The organism is Thioclava sp. F28-4, assembly GCF_002020045.1.
GTDB classification, from domain to species: Bacteria; Pseudomonadota; Alphaproteobacteria; order Rhodobacterales; family Rhodobacteraceae; genus Thioclava; species Thioclava sediminum.
In genome coordinates this window covers 230890-246403 of sequence record NZ_MPZQ01000002.1, presented here as the reverse complement: position 1 = coordinate 246403, position 15514 = coordinate 230890, and the positions used below count along the sequence as shown (strand labels likewise).

Annotated in this window: 18 protein-coding genes; 15 read left to right on the top strand and 3 right to left on the bottom strand. The window is 64.0% G+C overall.

The features are described 5' to 3' along the window. The first annotated feature begins 9 nt into the window (after positions 1-9). The 9 genes from ureG (at position 10) to BMI87_RS05950 (ending at position 9048) form a co-directional block, all read left to right on the top strand. On the top strand, positions 10-636 hold the full coding sequence (ureG, locus tag BMI87_RS05990) for an urease accessory protein UreG (protein WP_078520259.1): 627 nt from the start codon (positions 10-12) through the stop codon (positions 634-636). Positions 637-900: 264 nt separating this feature from the next. Then, positions 901-2205 carry an urea ABC transporter substrate-binding protein gene (gene urtA, locus BMI87_RS05985; protein ID WP_078520258.1) on the top strand — a complete coding sequence of 435 codons (1305 nt, stop codon included), beginning with the start codon at positions 901-903 and terminating at the stop codon, positions 2203-2205. A gap of 58 nt (positions 2206-2263) precedes the next feature. Continuing rightward, a complete protein-coding gene (urtB, locus tag BMI87_RS05980; protein ID WP_078520257.1) occupies positions 2264-4246 on the top strand; it encodes an urea ABC transporter permease subunit UrtB in 1983 nt (660 codons plus the stop codon). A 94-nt stretch (positions 4247-4340) separates the two neighbouring features. Beyond that, positions 4341-5564, top strand: coding sequence for an urea ABC transporter permease subunit UrtC (gene urtC, locus BMI87_RS05975; RefSeq protein WP_078520256.1), 1224 nt, complete (start codon positions 4341-4343; stop codon positions 5562-5564). Next, positions 5561-6331, top strand: coding sequence for an urea ABC transporter ATP-binding protein UrtD (gene urtD / locus BMI87_RS05970; RefSeq protein WP_078520255.1), 771 nt, complete (start codon positions 5561-5563; stop codon positions 6329-6331). Before urtC ends, urtD begins: the two co-directional genes overlap by 4 nt. A gap of 16 nt (positions 6332-6347) precedes the next feature. After that, on the top strand, positions 6348-7043 hold the full coding sequence (gene urtE, locus BMI87_RS05965) for an urea ABC transporter ATP-binding subunit UrtE (protein WP_078520578.1): 696 nt from the start codon (positions 6348-6350) through the stop codon (positions 7041-7043). A 218-nt stretch (positions 7044-7261) separates the two neighbouring features. Further along, positions 7262-7735 (top strand): hypothetical protein, encoded by a 474-nt coding sequence (locus BMI87_RS05960; protein WP_078520254.1) that lies wholly within the window; start codon positions 7262-7264, stop codon positions 7733-7735. Positions 7736-7824: 89 nt separating this feature from the next. Beyond that, complete coding sequence (locus BMI87_RS05955; protein ID WP_078520253.1) at positions 7825-8319, top strand: DUF6647 family protein; 495 nt, start codon at positions 7825-7827, stop codon at positions 8317-8319. A 165-nt stretch (positions 8320-8484) separates the two neighbouring features. Then, entirely contained in the window at positions 8485-9048 is a 564-nt protein-coding gene (locus tag BMI87_RS05950) for a CHAP domain-containing protein (RefSeq protein WP_078520252.1), read from the top strand. A 21-nt stretch (positions 9049-9069) separates the two neighbouring features. On the opposite strand, the gene BMI87_RS05945 is transcribed toward BMI87_RS05950, so the two are convergent. Beyond that, on the bottom strand, positions 9070-9471 hold the full coding sequence (locus BMI87_RS05945; RefSeq protein ID WP_078520251.1) for a hypothetical protein: 402 nt from the start codon (positions 9469-9471) through the stop codon (positions 9070-9072). Between the two features lie 27 nt (positions 9472-9498). Beyond that, positions 9499-10701, bottom strand: coding sequence for a pyridoxal phosphate-dependent aminotransferase (locus BMI87_RS05940; protein WP_078520250.1), 1203 nt, complete (start codon positions 10699-10701; stop codon positions 9499-9501). 82 nt (positions 10702-10783) lie between these two features. Between BMI87_RS05940 and BMI87_RS05935 the strand changes: the two genes are divergently transcribed. The 5 genes from BMI87_RS05935 to BMI87_RS05915 all read left to right on the top strand — a co-directional run bounded on the left by BMI87_RS05935 (position 10784) and on the right by BMI87_RS05915 (position 13759). After that, positions 10784-11161: a helix-turn-helix transcriptional regulator gene (locus BMI87_RS05935; RefSeq protein WP_078520249.1), complete on the top strand. Its 378-nt coding sequence runs from the start codon at positions 10784-10786 to the stop codon at positions 11159-11161. Further along, positions 11161-11436, top strand: coding sequence for a succinate dehydrogenase assembly factor 2 (locus BMI87_RS05930; RefSeq protein WP_078520248.1), 276 nt, complete (start codon positions 11161-11163; stop codon positions 11434-11436). The genes BMI87_RS05935 and BMI87_RS05930 overlap by 1 nt, the downstream gene beginning before the upstream one ends. Positions 11437-11567: 131 nt before the next feature. After that, the gene (locus BMI87_RS05925) at positions 11568-12077 is read left to right on the top strand and encodes a MarR family winged helix-turn-helix transcriptional regulator (RefSeq protein ID WP_078520247.1); all 510 of its coding nucleotides are present in this window, start codon (positions 11568-11570) and stop codon (positions 12075-12077) included. 103 nt (positions 12078-12180) lie between these two features. Then, a complete protein-coding gene (locus BMI87_RS05920) occupies positions 12181-13353 on the top strand; it encodes a serine hydrolase (RefSeq protein WP_146681519.1) in 1173 nt (390 codons plus the stop codon). A gap of 16 nt (positions 13354-13369) precedes the next feature. Continuing rightward, a complete protein-coding gene (locus BMI87_RS05915; protein WP_078520246.1) occupies positions 13370-13759 on the top strand; it encodes a DUF2237 family protein in 390 nt (129 codons plus the stop codon). A 3-nt stretch (positions 13760-13762) separates the two neighbouring features. Here the strand turns inward: BMI87_RS05915 and epmA are convergent, their stop codons facing one another. Beyond that, positions 13763-14803, bottom strand: coding sequence for an EF-P lysine aminoacylase EpmA (gene epmA, locus BMI87_RS05910; RefSeq protein WP_078520245.1), 1041 nt, complete (start codon positions 14801-14803; stop codon positions 13763-13765). A 99-nt stretch (positions 14804-14902) separates the two neighbouring features. Between epmA and efp the strand changes: the two genes are divergently transcribed. Then, positions 14903-15472 (top strand): elongation factor P, encoded by a 570-nt coding sequence (efp, locus tag BMI87_RS05905; RefSeq protein ID WP_078520244.1) that lies wholly within the window; start codon positions 14903-14905, stop codon positions 15470-15472. The last annotated feature ends 42 nt before the right edge of the window (positions 15473-15514 follow it).

Here is a 15514-nt window from a genome sequence, read left to right as displayed (position 1 = left end):
GGTGAGGATATGGGCAACGGACCTTTGCGCGTGGGAATTGGCGGACCGGTGGGCGTGGGCAAGACCACGCTGACCGAGCAGCTGGCGCGGGCCTTGGCGTCGCGCGTGTCGATGGCGGTTGTCACGAACGACATCTATACGCGCGAGGATGCAGAGGCGTTGATGCGCGCGCAGGTGCTGCCGGGCGAACGGATTCGCGGCGTCGAGACGGGGGGCTGCCCGCATACGGCGATCCGCGAGGATGCGTCGATCAACCTCGCGGCCATTGCCGATCTGACCGCGAAGCTCCCCGATCTGGAGCTGGTGCTGATCGAAAGCGGCGGCGACAATCTGGCGGCGACCTTCTCGCCGGAGCTGGCCGATCTGACGATCTACGTGATCGACACGGCAGCGGGGCAGGATATCCCGCGCAAGCGCGGTCCGGGGCTGACGAAGTCCGATCTTCTGGTGGTGAACAAGGTGGATCTCGCGCCTCATGTCGGCGTCGATCTGGCGCAGCTGGAGGCCGATACGCAAAGCGCGCGCCGGTCGAGGCCCTATGTCATGGCGCGGCTGCGCCAAGGCGCGGGCATCGAGGAGATCGTCGCATTTCTCGAGCGCGAGGGTGGTTTGGCGCTCAAACCGATTCCAGCGTGATCACGAAATAGTTGCCCCTTTATTGGGCGAAAACTCACATTTTGTGCGAAAACTTCGGCAGACCCGCCCATTCGGCGGGTTTTTTGCTGCGTGGTGCCGGAATTTTTTGCCGCGTCGCAGCATGAGGGCTTGGATATCGGAGGCGCCCGGCTGTGCGCCCTGGTCGGAGGAATGGCCTCGACCGTTGCCAATAGTGGAGGTTCGGCACCTGCAGAATGAGCTCATCAAGGGCCGCGCAGGGTCGACGCTAACGAGGGAAATGAAATGATCAATCGGCGTAAACTCATGATGTCTGCGGCTCTGGCCGGGGCCATGTCGATGAGCGGGGGCCTCGCCTTCGCGCAGGAGGACGACAAGATCAAAGTTGGCGTTCTGCACTCGCTGTCGGGCACGATGGCGATCTCGGAAACCACGCTGAAGGACACGGTCCTGATGCTGGTCGAGGAGCAGAACAAGAAAGGCGGCATCAATGGCAAGATGCTCGAGGCGGTCGTGGTCGACCCGGCCTCCGACTGGCCGCTGTTCGCCGAAAAGGCGCGCGAGCTGATCACCGTGGACAATGTCGACGTGATCTTCGGGTGCTGGACCTCGGTGTCGCGTAAATCGGTGCTGCCGGTCCTTGAGGAACTCAACGGGTTGCTGTTCTACCCGGTGCAATACGAGGGCGAGGAAAGCTCGCGCAACGTGTTCTACACCGGTGCGGCCCCGAACCAGCAGGCGATCCCGGCGGTGGATTACTTCCTCGAAGAACTTGGCGTCGAGAAATTCGCGCTGCTGGGCACCGACTATGTCTATCCGCGCACCACGAACAACATTCTTGAAGCCTATCTGCAGGACAAGGGCATCGCGAAGGAAGATATCTTCGTGAACTACACCCCTTTCGGTCAGTCGGACTGGTCGAAGATCGTCTCCGACGTGAAGGCGCTGGGCGCGGACGGCAAGAAGGTCGGCGTGATCTCGACGATCAACGGCGACGCGAATATCGGCTTCTACAAAGAGCTCGCAGCGTCGGGCATCACCGCCGAGGACATCCCCGTCGTGGCCTTCTCGGTCGGCGAAGAGGAACTGTCCGGTCTGGGTGAGGCGGATCTCAAGAACCTTGTCGGTCAGTTGGCCGCGTGGAACTACTTCGAGAGCGCCGACACGCCCGAGAACGCGGCCTTCATCGAGCAGTGGCACGCCTTCACCGGCGACGACAGCCGCGTGACCAACGACCCGATGGAAGCCACCTATATCGGCTTCAACATGTGGGTGCAGGCGGTCGAGCAGGTCGGCTCCACCAATGTCGACGAAGTCATCGCCGCGATGCCGGGGCAGGAGTTCCCGAACCTCACCGGCTCCACCGCGAAGATGCTGCCGAACCACCACCTGACCAAGCCGGTCCTCATCGGCGAGATCATGGAAGACGGTCAGTTCGACATCATCTCGCAGACCGATCCCGTGCCGGGCGACGCCTGGACCGACTTCCTGCCGGAATCGGCGGTGCTCAAGTCGGATTGGCCGGGTCTCGATTGCGGCATGTACAACACCGAGACCGAAACCTGCGTTCAGAAGAAATCGAACTACTGATCGTGTCTTGGCCGGGAGGGGTGCGCCTCTCCCGGCCGTTTCATCCTAAGGGGACGGGATGCGCAAGTTTTTGATCGCGCTCGGGATTGTTCTGGCATTGGCTCTGCCGGGGCTGGCGCAGGACGCGGGCGACGCGCCGCAGGCGGAGGCCACGCAAAGCGAAGCCACGGGGCTGCGCGCCGTCCTTCAGGACTATGCCAAGCAGATCGCCAAGCCGTCGCGCCGCACGATCGGCCCGGTCATCGAGGCGGTCGCCGGTTCGGGCGAGGGGGCCTCGCGCTTCCTGCAGGCCTGGTCCGACAAGCGCGTGGGGCTGCGCGAAAGCGACGGCGCCTTCTTCATCGTGAAGAAATCCGGCAGTGAATACGAGCTGAGCGATCCGGTCACCGGAGAGCCCGCCGGCACGGCGCCGAAATCCGACATCAAGGAAGTGAAGCCGAATTCCGGCGTGCGCGCCGAGATCGGCGTGGCGCTGGTGCGGTTTCTCCTCAGCGATCCCGATCCGAAGAAACGCCGTGAGGCCCTGACCGCGATCGACCGCAATGGCGAGGCCTCGCATCTGGAGCCTCTGCGCGCCTCCATCCCCGACGAGCCCGATCCCGCGATCAAGGCCGAAAAACAGCGGCTGGAACGCCTGCTGACGATCCGCTTCGGCAAGGATGCCGCGGAGCGCGTCGCGGCGATCGACAGTTTCGGCGCCGATCTGGGGCTGGATTTCCGCGCGACGCTGAACCCGCTGGTGGCGACGACCCGCAAGGTGTTCGAAGGCGCGCCCAAGGGCAATGTCGCGGAAACGCTCAAGCCAGGCCGCGATCTCCCCGAGCATGAGGCCTATGCGATGCTGGTGTCGGCCGATCTGGCGCCCGCGCGGATTTCGGCCTCGGAAATGCAGCAGGCTTTGGCTGCGCATGTCGAGAACGGTCAGGTGGGTGGGCTGCCGCTGGCGGCAATGGCCGATCCGGCCAAGCGCGAAGAGGCCTATGCGACGCTCGCCGCCGCCGGAGAGGTGCCGACGCGGCTGACCGATGCAGAGGCTGAGAAACTCGTCGCCGATCACCAATTCGCCGATATCTATGCCGAGCCGGACCCGGAAGTGACCACCGCCGCCGAGGCCGCGCTGACCCGGGTGAGCCGTACGGTCGCGGGGATGCAGACGGTCGATCTCGGTCTCGATGCGCTCTCGCTCGCCTCGATCTATTTCCTCGCGGCCATCGGGCTTGCGATCACCTTCGGGGTGATGGGCGTGATCAACATGGCGCATGGCGAGTTCATCACGATGGGGGCCTATACAGGCTATGTCGTGCAGCTCTTCGTGCCCGACTATACGCTGTCGATCCTGATCGCGCTCCCGCTGGCCTTCGCGATCACCTTCGGCGCGGGCGTCGCAATGGAGCGGTTGGTGATCCGGTACCTTTACAAACGTCCGCTGGAGACGTTGCTCGCGACCTTCGGTATCTCGATCGCGCTGCAGCAGCTCTTCAAGAATATCTTCGGCACGCAAGCGCGTCCGCTGACCTCGCCGCCCTGGCTGGAGGGGGCATGGACGCTCAACGACGTGGTGTCGATCAGCTATATCCGCATCGCGATCTTCGTGCTCGCGCTGATTTTCCTCGCCCTCTACCTCTGGGTGATGCGCAAGACCCGCCTCGGGCTGGAGGTCCGCGCGGTCACGCAGAACCCGTCGATGGCGGCGTCTATGGGCATCAACCCGGATCGCATCAACATGCTCGCCTTCGGTTTCGGCTCTGGTATCGCCGGGATCGCGGGCGTGGCCATCGGGCTTTTCGCGAAAGTCACCTCCGAGATGGGGCAGGACTATATCGTGCAGAGCTTCATGACGGTCGTGGTCGGTGGCGTCGGCTCGATCTTCGGCACGCTGGCGGGCGCAACCCTGATCGGCGTGCTGCAAAAGGGGATCGAATGGCTCAACCCGTCGAACACGCTCGCGGCGCAGACCTACATGATCCTCTTCATCATCATCTTCATCCAGTTCCGCCCGCGCGGCATCATCGCGCTCAAGGGCCGGGCCGCGGGGGATTGAGCATGGCACACACCCTTTTCCCTTCCTCTTGGTCCAAATATCCCGCGGGGGTGCGGGGGTGCGAAACCCCCGCCGCAACCTCGGAGGTCCGCGCATGAAATCCGGATTTCTCGCCAAGAACCCCTCCGTCTTGTGGTTCCTGCTGCTCCTTGCGGTCTTCACGCTGGGCGTCACGTTCCTCTCTCACGCCTACGGGCCGGGGGCGATCTCGACCTCGATGGTCAAGACGCTGGGCAAGACGCTGTGCCTGTGCCTGATCGCCATCGCGATGGATCTGGTCTGGGGCTATACGGGCATTCTCTCGCTCGGCCATTTCGCCTTCTTCGGTCTGGGCGGCTACATGATCGGCATGTGGCTGATGTATGAGCGCACCCGCGACATCGTGCTGAAATCCGCGGGTGAGTTCCCGATGACCCCGCAGGAGGTCAATGACGCAATCGGCACGCAGATATTCGGCGTGGTGGGTGGATCGGACTTGCCCGCGATCTGGACCTTCGCGGGCAACCTGCCGATGCAGCTTTTGTTCGTGGTGCTGGTGCCGGGGCTCTTGGCGCTGATTTTCGGCTGGCTCGCGTTTCGGTCACGCGTCACGGGCGTGTATCTGTCGATCCTGACGCAGGCGATGACGCTCGCGCTGTCGCTCTACCTCTTCCAGAACGAGAGCGGGCTGCGCGGCAATAATGGTCTTTCGGGGCTGCAGAACATTCCGGGCGTAAGCGCGGGGCAGGACCATCTGTCGATCTGGTTCCTCTGGGCCTCGGCTCTGGCGCTGGGGCTGGGCTATATCGCGGCGTCGCTGATCGTGTCGGGCAAGTTCGGCTCGGTCATTCGCGGCATCCGCGATGACGAGGCGCGGGTGCGCTTCCTCGGTTATTCGGTCGAGGGCTACAAGCTGTTCGTCTTCACCCTGACAGCGGTGATCGCGGCCATTGCGGGGGCGCTCTATTACCCGCAGGCGGGGATCATCAACCCGGGCGAGATGGCGCCCATCGCGTCGATCTACCTCGCGGTCTGGGTCGCGATTGGCGGGCGCGGGCGGCTCTACGGCGCGGTGATGGGGGCGGCCTTCGTCTCCATCGTCTCGAGCTGGTTCACCGGGGGGCGTGTGCCCGATCTGCCGCTGGGTTTCTACACGATCGACTGGGTCGATTGGTGGCAGGTGCTGTTGGGGCTCGCCTTCGTGCTGGTGACCTTGTTCGCACCGAAGGGGCTGTCGGGGCTGCTCGACCTGTTCGAGGGCATTCGCCGCCCGAACCGCCATGGCGCGCCGCTCGGGCCCGACAAGGGCTCCTTCCGGGAAGAGGAGGCGCAGGAATGAATGTCGCGATCAAACCGGGGGCGGGGGCGCAGACCCTGTTGGAGGTCTCGGGCATCTCCGTCAGCTTCGACGGGTTCAAGGCGATCAATAATCTCAGCTTCAATATCGGCCCGACCGAGCTGCGCGCGGTGATCGGACCGAACGGGGCGGGCAAGACGACCTTCATGGATATCGTGACCGGCAAGACCCGGCCCGACGAGGGCTCGGTGCTGTGGGGGGAAAGCTCCACCAACCTGCTGCGGCTTAACGAGGCGAAGATCGCGCGGATCGGGATCGGGCGGAAATTCCAGAAGCCCACCGTGTTCGAGGATCAGACCGTCACCGAGAACCTGATGATGGCGCTGAAGGCCAATCGCAGCCCCTTCGCGGTGCTGGGATGGAAGGCCGGCGATGCCGATCGCGCGCGCGTCGAAGAGATCGCAGTTCAGGTGGGCCTCGCCGATCAACTGCCGCGCAAATCGGGCGAGCTGAGCCACGGGCAGAAGCAATGGCTAGAGATCGGGATGCTCTTGGCGCAGGAGCCGAAGCTGCTGCTGGTCGATGAACCCGCCGCCGGGATGACCTTGGCCGAGCGCGAACAGACGACTGCGCTGCTGGTCGATTTGGCGCGCGATCATGCGGTGGTCGTGGTCGAGCATGACATGGAATTCGTGCGCCGTCTGAACTGCAAGGTGACGGTGCTGCATGAGGGGTCGGTTCTGGCGGAAGGCTCGCTTGACCATGTGACCGCCGACAAACGCGTGATCGAGGTGTATCTTGGCCGCTGATCTGACAAAAACCGCGATGCTGAAGACCGAGGGGCTGACGCTCCATTACGGGGGCAGCCAGATCCTGCACGGGATCGACATGGTGGCGCGTGCGGGCGAGGTGACCTGTATCATGGGCACAAACGGCGTGGGCAAGACCTCGCTGCTGAAAGCGATCTCCGGGACGCATCTGCGCTCGGGCGGGTCTGTCACGCTCGATGGCGCCGAGATGGGCCGGGTGCCGCCGCAGGCAATGGCGAAGGCGGGGCTGGGCTATGTGCCGCAGGGCCGGATGATCTTCCCGCTGCTGACGGTGCGCGAGAACATGGTGACTGCTTTCGCCTGCCTGCCGAAATCCGAGCATGTCATTCCGGATGAGATTTACGAGCTCTTCCCGATCCTGAAGGACTTTCTCAATCGCCGGGGTGGGGACCTCTCGGGCGGGCAGCAACAGCAACTGGCGATTGCCCGCGCGATGCTGATGAAGCCGAAGCTGCTGCTGTTGGACGAGCCCACCGAGGGCATTCAGCCGAATATCATCCAGCAGATCGGGCGGGTGATCTCCTATCTGCGCGAGAAGGGCGATATGGCGATCGTGCTGGTCGAGCAGTATTTCGACTTCGCGCATGATCTGGGCGATAGCTTCTACGTGCTCAAGCGCGGCGCGGTCGCGATGGAGGGGACGAAAGAGACCCTGACGCGCGAGGCTTTGCGCGAGGTTGTCAGCGTCTGAGGCGAAGGGTGCGGCCCGCTCCGCGCCTTCGCGAGGTTCATGCCTCATCGCTGTCCGTTGCCTGAACACGGCTGCGAGACCCTGTCTTTTATCTAATTGCCCGACTCGCCCCTTTGGGCGCATCCTTTCCGCAAGGTCAGGTCTGTTTGGACGTAAGGCCGGACCTCAGGGAGAGACGCGCCGGGGAGGGGCGCGTCTGTTAGGGGAGGGAGAAACCCATGAAACGCGTTCTTATTCTGGCCGCGCTTGGCGCGCTGGCCAGCTCTTCGGCTGTTGTTGCTCAGGAGGTTTCGGTGGAGCGGGGCAAACTGGTCTCGATCATCTCGGGATGCCACGACTGCCACACGGCCGGGTACAACGAGTCCGGCGGCAAGATCGACCCGGAGGCGGCGCTCAAAGGCGTGCCACTTGGCTGGCAGGGGCCGTGGGGCACGACCTACGCGGTCAATTTGCGCCTTGAGATCAAGGACATGGACGAGGACGGTTTCGTGGAATACGCGAAGACCTTCGACGCCAAGCCGCCAATGCCGTTCTACAACGTGCATGCGATGCCCGAGAGCGATCTGCGCTCGCTCTACCAGTATATCAAATCGCTCGGAGACCCGGGGGAGCCGATGCCCGAGGCCTTGCCGCCCGGGGAGGCCCCCACGACGCCCTATATCGTGATGGCGCCGCCGATGATGCCGAACTAGGGCGGCGCGGCTTGCGCCATCGGCCCCTATGACCGGCGTCATTTTCGTGATCGCCGCTTGCCTGCTATCCTGTCAGGGAAGGAGGCGTGATGATCCGAGCCATCGTCATAGGGCTTGCGCTGTTATGTCCGGCAGCGGGCGGGGCCTGTCCCGCGCCGCTGCCGATGTCCGTGCCCGATGCGGTGACGGAAGCGCTCGCCGAATGGATCGAGGCGCATAGCGACTACACGGTGCCGCAGGGCGCGCCTGCGATCTTCATGTGCCAGAGCGGGGAGGTCATCACCTATGAGGGGCACGATCTTCTGGTCGATTCCGATCTGCGCGCGGCCTATGATCTCGTGGAGGATCGAATCTTTCTCGTCGGACCTTGGTCCGAAGACGATCCGATGCAGCTTTCCTCGCTGTTGCATGAGTTGATCCACCGCGCGCAGTTCCATGCGCGCGACTGGCCCTGTCCGGCGGCGGCCGAGCCGGAGGCCTACCGTTTGCAGGAGGCGTGGCTGGCCGAGCGGGGAATCGATCCGGGCTTTGAATGGGTCGAGATTTACCTGCATGCGCGCTGTCCCTCGGACCGTCACCCGTAGGGCACGCATCGCGAGATCGCAAAAGGTTCCCAAGATTACATTCCTGTAAGCGGATTGTCGCCAACCCGCTGATGCGCGACGAAATTCTCCTTCGGCGAAGGGGGTATTCGGGGCTATGGAGGAGGTAACGAAGACGCAACAATTCGACATCGACAGTGATCGCCCATGCTCTCTATCTCTGACCTTGCGGGCCGTGCGGCCCCTCTTTCGCTTGTTCTGATCGCGGCTCTGACCGTCTCGGCCTGCACCCCGACCACCGGCGACCGGATGGGCTTTGCCAGCGCGCGGGATCAGGCGGGTGCGGTCAATCTCGAGCGCCGCGCCTATGCGGTCGAAGTCGCCAAGCAGATGCGCGCCAAGCGCCAGCGTGTCTGGTGTGTGCCGTTTGCGCGCAACGCCTCGGGGATCGACATTCGCGGCAATGCCAAGACGTGGTGGTCGCAGGCCAAGGGGCTCTATGCGCGCGGTCATCAGCCGAAGGTCGGTGCGGTGATGGCGTTCTCGGCGACCGGTCGTAATCCGCTGGGTCATATTGCGGTGGTCTCGGGCGTCGACTCGCCGCGTCAGATTCGGGTCGATCACGCGAATTGGGAGCGTAACAAGGTGTCGCTCGACATGGTCGTGGTGGATGTCTCGGAAAAGAACGACTGGAGCCGCGTGCGCGTCATGAGCAATCCCGGCGCGCTGGGCCGCGTCTATCCGATCACCGGGTTCATCTCGAAAGGCTGAGGCCGGAGAGGGCGGGGGCGCTCAGCCCTCGCTGGTCAGCCGCTCGGCCTTTTTGCGCACCAGCACGCTGCGCAGGTCGTGCATCGTCAGCAACAGCGTATCCGTAATCTCTTCGAGCTGCGCGTCGGTCGCTTTCGACTGCGCCCATTGCGTGACGAGATTGAGGTGATCGACCGCGCGCAGGATGTCGTCGACATCGCGCTGGGCGAGCACCTCGCGGCGATGCGCCATCCACGCCTCGATCTCGGCGCGGTCTTCCTCGGTCAGAACCCGGTCGCCCTGCGGTTTGATCTCGCCATTGCGGATGTTGATATTGGCGATCGGGTCCATCTCGATCCGGCGCTGACGGTTCTCGGTATCGACGCGAAACACCGTCGCACCGTTTTCCTTCACCCGGAAGTAATACTCGGGCAAGTCAGTCATTCGCCAGTCTCCCTCGGCCGTTCCGCCTTATGACAGCCCTTCGCAGAAGGCCTTGATGCGGGCGCAGGCCTCGGTCAGGGCCGCGTCCGATGTAGCGTAGCTGATGCGGAAATTCGGTGAAAGCCCGAAGGCCGCGCCGAAGACCACCGCGACGTTGTTTTCCTCCAAGAGCGCATTTGCGAAATCCTCGTCGCTCTCGATCTTGCGCCCGCCTGCGGAGGTCTTGCCGATGCAGTCCGCGATCGAGGGGTAGACGTAGAACGCGCCCTCGGGCGTGGGGCAGGAGATGCCGGGGCAGGCATTGAGCCCGGCCACCACCAGATCGCGCCGCCGCTTGAAGGCGGTGCGGAAGGTGTCGATGAAATCCTGCGGGCCGTTCAGCGCCTCGACGGCGGCCCATTGCGAGATCGAGCAGGGGTTCGAGGTGGATTGGCTCTGCACCTTGCGCATCGCCGCGATCAGCTCTTTCGGGCCGGCCGCGTAGCCGATCCGCCAGCCGGTCATCGCATAGGCCTTGGAGACGCCGTTGACCGTCAGCGTGCGATCATAGAGTGCGGGTTTGACCTGCGCGGGCGTGGTGAATTCGAACCCGTCGAAGGTGAGGTGTTCATACATGTCATCGGTCATCACCCAGACATGCGGATGGCGCACCAGCACCTCGGTCAGCGCCTTGAGTTCCTCGCGCGAATAGGCCGCGCCCGAGGGGTTCGAGGGCGAGTTGAAGAGGAACCACTTGGTGTTCGGCGTGATCGCGGCTTCCAGCGCCTCGGGGCTGATCTTGTAGCCCATCGCGGGATCGCCCTGAACGAAGACGGGCGTGCCGCCGCCGATCAGCACCATATCCGGGTAGCTGACCCAGTAGGGCGTGGGGATTACCACCTCGTCGCCGGGATTGAGCGTCGCCATCAGCGCGTTGAACAGCACCTGCTTGCCGCCCGAGGAGACGGAGACCTGCTCGGGCGTGTAGCTGAGGCCATTCTCGCGGGCGAACTTGGCGCAGATCGCCTGTTTCAGCTCGGCGATGCCGTCCACGGCGGTGTATTTGGTCTTGCCTGCGTCGATCGCGGCTTTCGCGGCGTCCTTGATCGACTCGGGCGTGTCGAAATCGGGCTCTCCCGCCGAAAGGCCGATCACATCGCGGCCTTCGGCGCGCAATTCGGCCACCTTCCCGGTCATTGCGACCGTCGGCGAAGGTTTCACCCGTGCAAGCGTGTCGGAAAGGAATGCCATCGCGTCGCCCTTGATTTGTAACTCGTTCGGCAAACTTCTAGGCTCGGCACCAGAAGCGTTCAAGCGAAAGCGGGAGAGAGACATGGTCGACGATTGGTATGGCGAGGCGAGCGCAACGTTCGGCGACCGGCTTGCGGGCGCGCGCGAAGCGGCAGGGTTGAGCCAGGAGGATCTGGCGACGCAGCTGGGCGTCCGGCTCGAGACGCTGCAGGCTTGGGAAGAAGATGTGCTGGAGCCGCGCGCGAACCGGCTGCAGATGCTGTCGGGGATGCTCAACGTGACGCTGATGTGGCTGCTGACCGGATCGGGCGAGGGGCTTGACGGCCCGCCCGAACAGGGAGAAGAGGCAAAGGCGGAACGCGCCCTCGTGCGCGAAATCCGGGAAGTGCGGTCCGGGCTCGAAGATCTCGATGTGCGGCTGGCACGGCTCGAGAAGCGCTTGGTGGCAGGAGAGAGTTGATGACAGAGACGCGAGAGGCGCGGCTGAAACGGATGAAGATGCGCAGCTGGCGGCGCGGGATCAAGGAAATGGACCTGATCCTTGGGCCTTACGCCGATGCGTGTCTGCCGGAACTGGATGCCGCCACTCTCGATCTCTATGACCAGTTGCTCGAAGAAAACGATCAGGACCTGTATCCGTGGGTCTCGGGCGCGCAGCCTTGCCCGCCGAAATACCTCGATCTGCTCTCCGAAATCGGGAAATTCGCGCGCGAGCGCCACATTGCGAAAACCTGAAAACGGCGCGGAAACCCCTGATTGCATAGGGTTTTGGGCGAATTTTCTGAGAATTCGGTCCGCTTAACGGTATCTTTGCAATTTCCCGCCACTGTCTTGCGTCAGGGGCAGCGAAACTGGCGGAGAATGCTATGACCGTGCAGAAATCTGCAAGCGACATGACGCCCGTCCCGGCAACGCCGGGGCTGATGGCGGGATATCTGGACAGCCTTTCGCTGCTGGAGCGGCTGCACCGCTTGCTGCTCGACGTCATCAAGGACGAGTTCGAGCGGCTAGGCATCCTCGAGATCAACCCGGTGCAGGCGCTTTTGCTGTTCAACGTGGGCGAGAACGAGGTGACCGCGGGGGAGCTGAAGACCCGCGGCTATTATCAGGGCTCCAACGTCTCCTACAATCTCAAGAAACTGGTGGAGGCGGGCTACATGCACCACCAGCGCTGCGAGATCGACCGCCGCTCGGTGCGGGTGCGCCTGACCGCGAAGGGGCGCGAACTGCGCGAGAATGTGGCGACCCTGTTCGAGCGCCACGCCTGCGGGATGGAGACGCGCGGCGTCATCACCTTCGACGCGATGGAGGAGATGAACCACACCCTGCGCCGGATGGAGCGCTACTGGACCGACCAGATCCGCTATATCTACTGACCTTCGGGCGGGTCGCGTTTGCGCGATGACGCTTGGTCTTTCTTGCCGCAGCGGCGTGGGGCGTGCTTCCTTGCCGTGACGACATGCGGCGAGGGGACGCGCGATGAAACAGCTTGGACAAAAGGCGATGCGGGGGGCGATCCGGGTTGGCATGGCAGCGGCGCTGCCGATCGCGGGGCTCGCATGGTGGAAGCGCGACGAGATCGCCCGGCTGCGCGCGGTGAACCGGCTGTTCGAGCCCGACCGGATCGTGGGCAATTTCTCCAACATGCCCGCGCTGTTCCATTCGCGCGAGATTGCACGTGGCGACGGGCCGGTGTCGGACTTGCCGCGCGACGTGGAGGATGCGCTGCCCGAGGGAGTCGAAGATTGGATCGAGCGGCGCTGGGTCACCGCGCTGGTGAAGCTGCGCCACGGCCAGATCACCCATGAACGCTATTTCCGCGGCACTGCGCCGGAAGATCTACGCATCTCCTGGTCGATGGCGAAGAGCTTCCTCTCGGTCACGCTGGGTATCCTGCACCATCAGGGCGTGATCCCCGATCTCGACGCGCCGCTCACCCGCTTTGCGCCGCAGCTGAAGGGCTCGGGCTATGCGGGCGTGACGATCCGCGATGCGCTGGTGATGTCTTCGGGCGTGGCCTTCAACGAGGACTATCTGGATTTCCATTCGGATATCAACAAGATGGGCCGTGTTCTCGCGATGGGGCGGTCGATGGACGCCTTCGCCGCTTCGCTCAAGATCCGCGAGGCGGAGCCGGGCGCGCGGATGCTCTATGTCTCGATCGATACGCATGTTCTGGGCATGGTGATCGCGGGTGCGACCGGGGCCGATCCGGCGGAGGTGATGCGCGAGTTGCTGATCGCACCGATGGGGCTGGAGGCCGCGCCGGTAATGTTGACCGACGGGCTGGGCGTGAGCTTCGTCCTTGGTGGGCTGAACCTGCGGACGCGGGACTATGCGCGCTTTGGCCAGATGTTCCTGCAAAAGGGCTTCTGGAACGGGCGCCAGATCGTGCCCGAGGACTGGGTTACGCAATCGACCGCGCTGCAGGCGCCGAAGGGCGAGGGATACGGCTACCAATGGTGGGTGCCCGTCGACACGGCGGATCATGGCGGCGACTATTTCGCGCGCGGCATCTATGGCCAGCATATCTATGTCAGCCCCGCGACCGACACGGTGATCGCGATCAACGCCGCCGACTGGCGTTTCAAGGAGGAGGGCGTCGAGGAGGAAAACCTTGCCATGTTGCGCCGCATCGCAGAGGTTTCCTGACAGGGAGGGCCGCGCGATGCAGATGTATGAGGCGATCAACGTGCTGGGCGGCGCCTTGCAGCCCTGTTCGCTCAAGCCCCGGACCGGGTTCTTCCGCGATGGCAGCTGCAACACCTGCTGGGAGGATAGCGGCTCGCATACGGTCTGCGCGGTGATGACAGCGGAGTTTCTCGCCTTCTCGAAATATCTCGGCAACGACCTGAGCACGCCGCGCCCGGAATATGATTTTCCGGGGCTGAAACCGGGAGACCAATGGTGCCTGTGCGCCTCGCGCTTCTTGCAGGCGGTGCAGGAGGGTTGCGCGCCCGAGGTGATGCTGGCCTCGACGCATCGCGATGCGCTGCGGGTGGTGCCCTTCAAGATGCTGGCCGATCATGCGGCCGAGAAGAAGGGCGGGAAGGGCTGAGTTTCAACCCGTCGCGCCGCCCACCGGCACCCAGAGCACATCCTCGATCTTCGGCGCGCCGGTCGCGAGCATCACCAACCGGTCGAAGCCAAGCGCGATGCCCGACGCCTCGGGCATGATCTCGAGCGCTGCGAGGAAATCTTCGTCGATCGGGTAACGCTCGCCGTAGAGTTCTTCCTTCAGATCCATATCGCCCTCGAAGCGGCGGCGCTGTTCGGCCGGATCGGTCAGTTCGCCGAAACCATTCGCGAGTTCGACCCCGCAGGCGTAAAGCTCGAACCGTTCGGCGACGCGACCGTCATCCGGGGCAGGGCGGGCCAGCGCGGCCTCGGCCAGCGGGTAGCGATCCAGAATCGTCGCGTGGCCGTGGCCCAGATGCGGCTCGACCGTCGCGACTAGCAGTTTCGAGACGATATCCGACCAGCTATCCGCGTCGGCCACCGCAAAGCCGATCGCCTCGCATTGCGCGCGCAGGGCTTCCGCGTCGGTCTTCGCCCCGTCGCAGGTGGCGAGCAGATCGATCCCGGCATGGCGCTGGAAGGCGTCCGCGACCGACAGGCGCTCGGGTTCGGCGAAGGGGTCGCATTCGGCGGGGCCATAGCGCAGCACCGACGATCGCGCGGCCTCGGCTGCCAGCCGCAGCATCGCCGCGCAATCGGCCATCAGCGCGGTATAGTCTTCGCCCGCGCGATACCACTCCAGCATGGTGAATTCGGGCGAATGGCGCTTGCCCGCCTCGCGGTTGCGCCAGACATGGGCGAAGGCGGCGATGCGCGGCTCGCCCGCGGCCAGCAGTTTCTTCATCGCGAATTCGGGCGAGGTGTGCAGATACATCCGCCGCGCCGCGCCGTCATTGCCGATCATGTCGGTGGCGAAGGCGTGCAGATGCGCCTCGTTGCCGGGGGAGACCTGCAAGGCACAGGGGTCGACCTCGACGAAATCCTCTGCCGCCAGCCAGCCGCGGAGCGCCGCCTGAATGCGGTTGCGCGCGAGAAGGGCGGGGCGGCGGTCGGCGTGGCGCTCGGGCGTCCAGAACGGGGGCATGACAGGCCTTTCAGGCTGGAAATCGGGGCGCAAATGGTTTAGGCGCTCTGCAATCCGGGCGCCAGAGCCTGTTTTATCCGAATTCAAAGGGGTCCTTTCATGGCGAAAGTCATCGCTTCCTCTGTCCGCAAGGGCAACGTGCTTGAAATCGACGACAAGCTCTACGTCGTGATCACCGCGCAGAACATCCATCCCGGCAAGGGCACGCCTGTCACGCAGGTCGATATGCGCCGTATCTCGGACGGCACGAAGGTGTCGGAGCGTTGGCGCACGACCGAGCAGGTCGAGCGCGCCCATGTCGAAGAGCGCGAATACGATTTCCTCTACGAGGATGGCGAAGGCTATCACTTCATGGACCCCGAGACCTACGAGCAGCTCGCGGTGCAGGATGACGTGATCGGCGACGCGAAGGTGTTCCTGCGCGACGGTATCCGCGTCCACCTCAAGACCTTCCAGGAGAACGCGATCGCGATCGACCTGCCGCAGAAGGTCACGGTCGAGGTGGAAGAGACCGAGCCGGTCGTGAAGGGTCAGACCGCCTCGTCGAGCTACAAGCCCTCGATCTGCACCGGCGGGATCCGCGTGATGGTGCCGCCGCATATCGGCGTGGGTACGCGCATCGTGATCAACACCGAAGACACCACCTACGTGGAGCGCGCGAAGGACTGATCCGCGCCGCGATCTTTTGCAAAAGGCGCCCTGCGGGGCGCC

Bases quoted from the DNA above. Each gene is read 5' to 3' on its own strand.
- ureG (WP_078520259.1), top strand. From the start codon at position 10: ATGGGCAACGGACCTTTGCGCGTGGGAATTGGCGGACCGGTGGGCGTG.
- urtA (WP_078520258.1), top strand. From the start codon at position 901: ATGATCAATCGGCGTAAACTCATGATGTCTGCGGCTCTGGCCGGGGCC.
- urtB (WP_078520257.1), top strand. From the start codon at position 2,264: ATGCGCAAGTTTTTGATCGCGCTCGGGATTGTTCTGGCATTGGCTCTG.
- urtC (WP_078520256.1), top strand. From the start codon at position 4,341: ATGAAATCCGGATTTCTCGCCAAGAACCCCTCCGTCTTGTGGTTCCTG.
- urtD (WP_078520255.1), top strand. From the start codon at position 5,561: ATGAATGTCGCGATCAAACCGGGGGCGGGGGCGCAGACCCTGTTGGAG.
- urtE (WP_078520578.1), top strand. From the start codon at position 6,348: ATGCTGAAGACCGAGGGGCTGACGCTCCATTACGGGGGCAGCCAGATC.
- BMI87_RS05960 (WP_078520254.1), top strand. From the start codon at position 7,262: ATGAAACGCGTTCTTATTCTGGCCGCGCTTGGCGCGCTGGCCAGCTCT.
- BMI87_RS05955 (WP_078520253.1), top strand. From the start codon at position 7,825: ATGATCCGAGCCATCGTCATAGGGCTTGCGCTGTTATGTCCGGCAGCG.
- BMI87_RS05950 (WP_078520252.1), top strand. From the start codon at position 8,485: ATGCTCTCTATCTCTGACCTTGCGGGCCGTGCGGCCCCTCTTTCGCTT.
- BMI87_RS05945 (WP_078520251.1), bottom strand. From the start codon at position 9,471: ATGACTGACTTGCCCGAGTATTACTTCCGGGTGAAGGAAAACGGTGCG.
- BMI87_RS05940 (WP_078520250.1), bottom strand. From the start codon at position 10,701: ATGGCATTCCTTTCCGACACGCTTGCACGGGTGAAACCTTCGCCGACG.
- BMI87_RS05935 (WP_078520249.1), top strand. From the start codon at position 10,784: ATGGTCGACGATTGGTATGGCGAGGCGAGCGCAACGTTCGGCGACCGG.
- BMI87_RS05930 (WP_078520248.1), top strand. From the start codon at position 11,161: ATGACAGAGACGCGAGAGGCGCGGCTGAAACGGATGAAGATGCGCAGC.
- BMI87_RS05925 (WP_078520247.1), top strand. From the start codon at position 11,568: ATGACCGTGCAGAAATCTGCAAGCGACATGACGCCCGTCCCGGCAACG.
- BMI87_RS05920 (WP_146681519.1), top strand. From the start codon at position 12,181: ATGAAACAGCTTGGACAAAAGGCGATGCGGGGGGCGATCCGGGTTGGC.
- BMI87_RS05915 (WP_078520246.1), top strand. From the start codon at position 13,370: ATGCAGATGTATGAGGCGATCAACGTGCTGGGCGGCGCCTTGCAGCCC.
- epmA (WP_078520245.1), bottom strand. From the start codon at position 14,803: ATGCCCCCGTTCTGGACGCCCGAGCGCCACGCCGACCGCCGCCCCGCC.
- efp (WP_078520244.1), top strand. From the start codon at position 14,903: ATGGCGAAAGTCATCGCTTCCTCTGTCCGCAAGGGCAACGTGCTTGAA.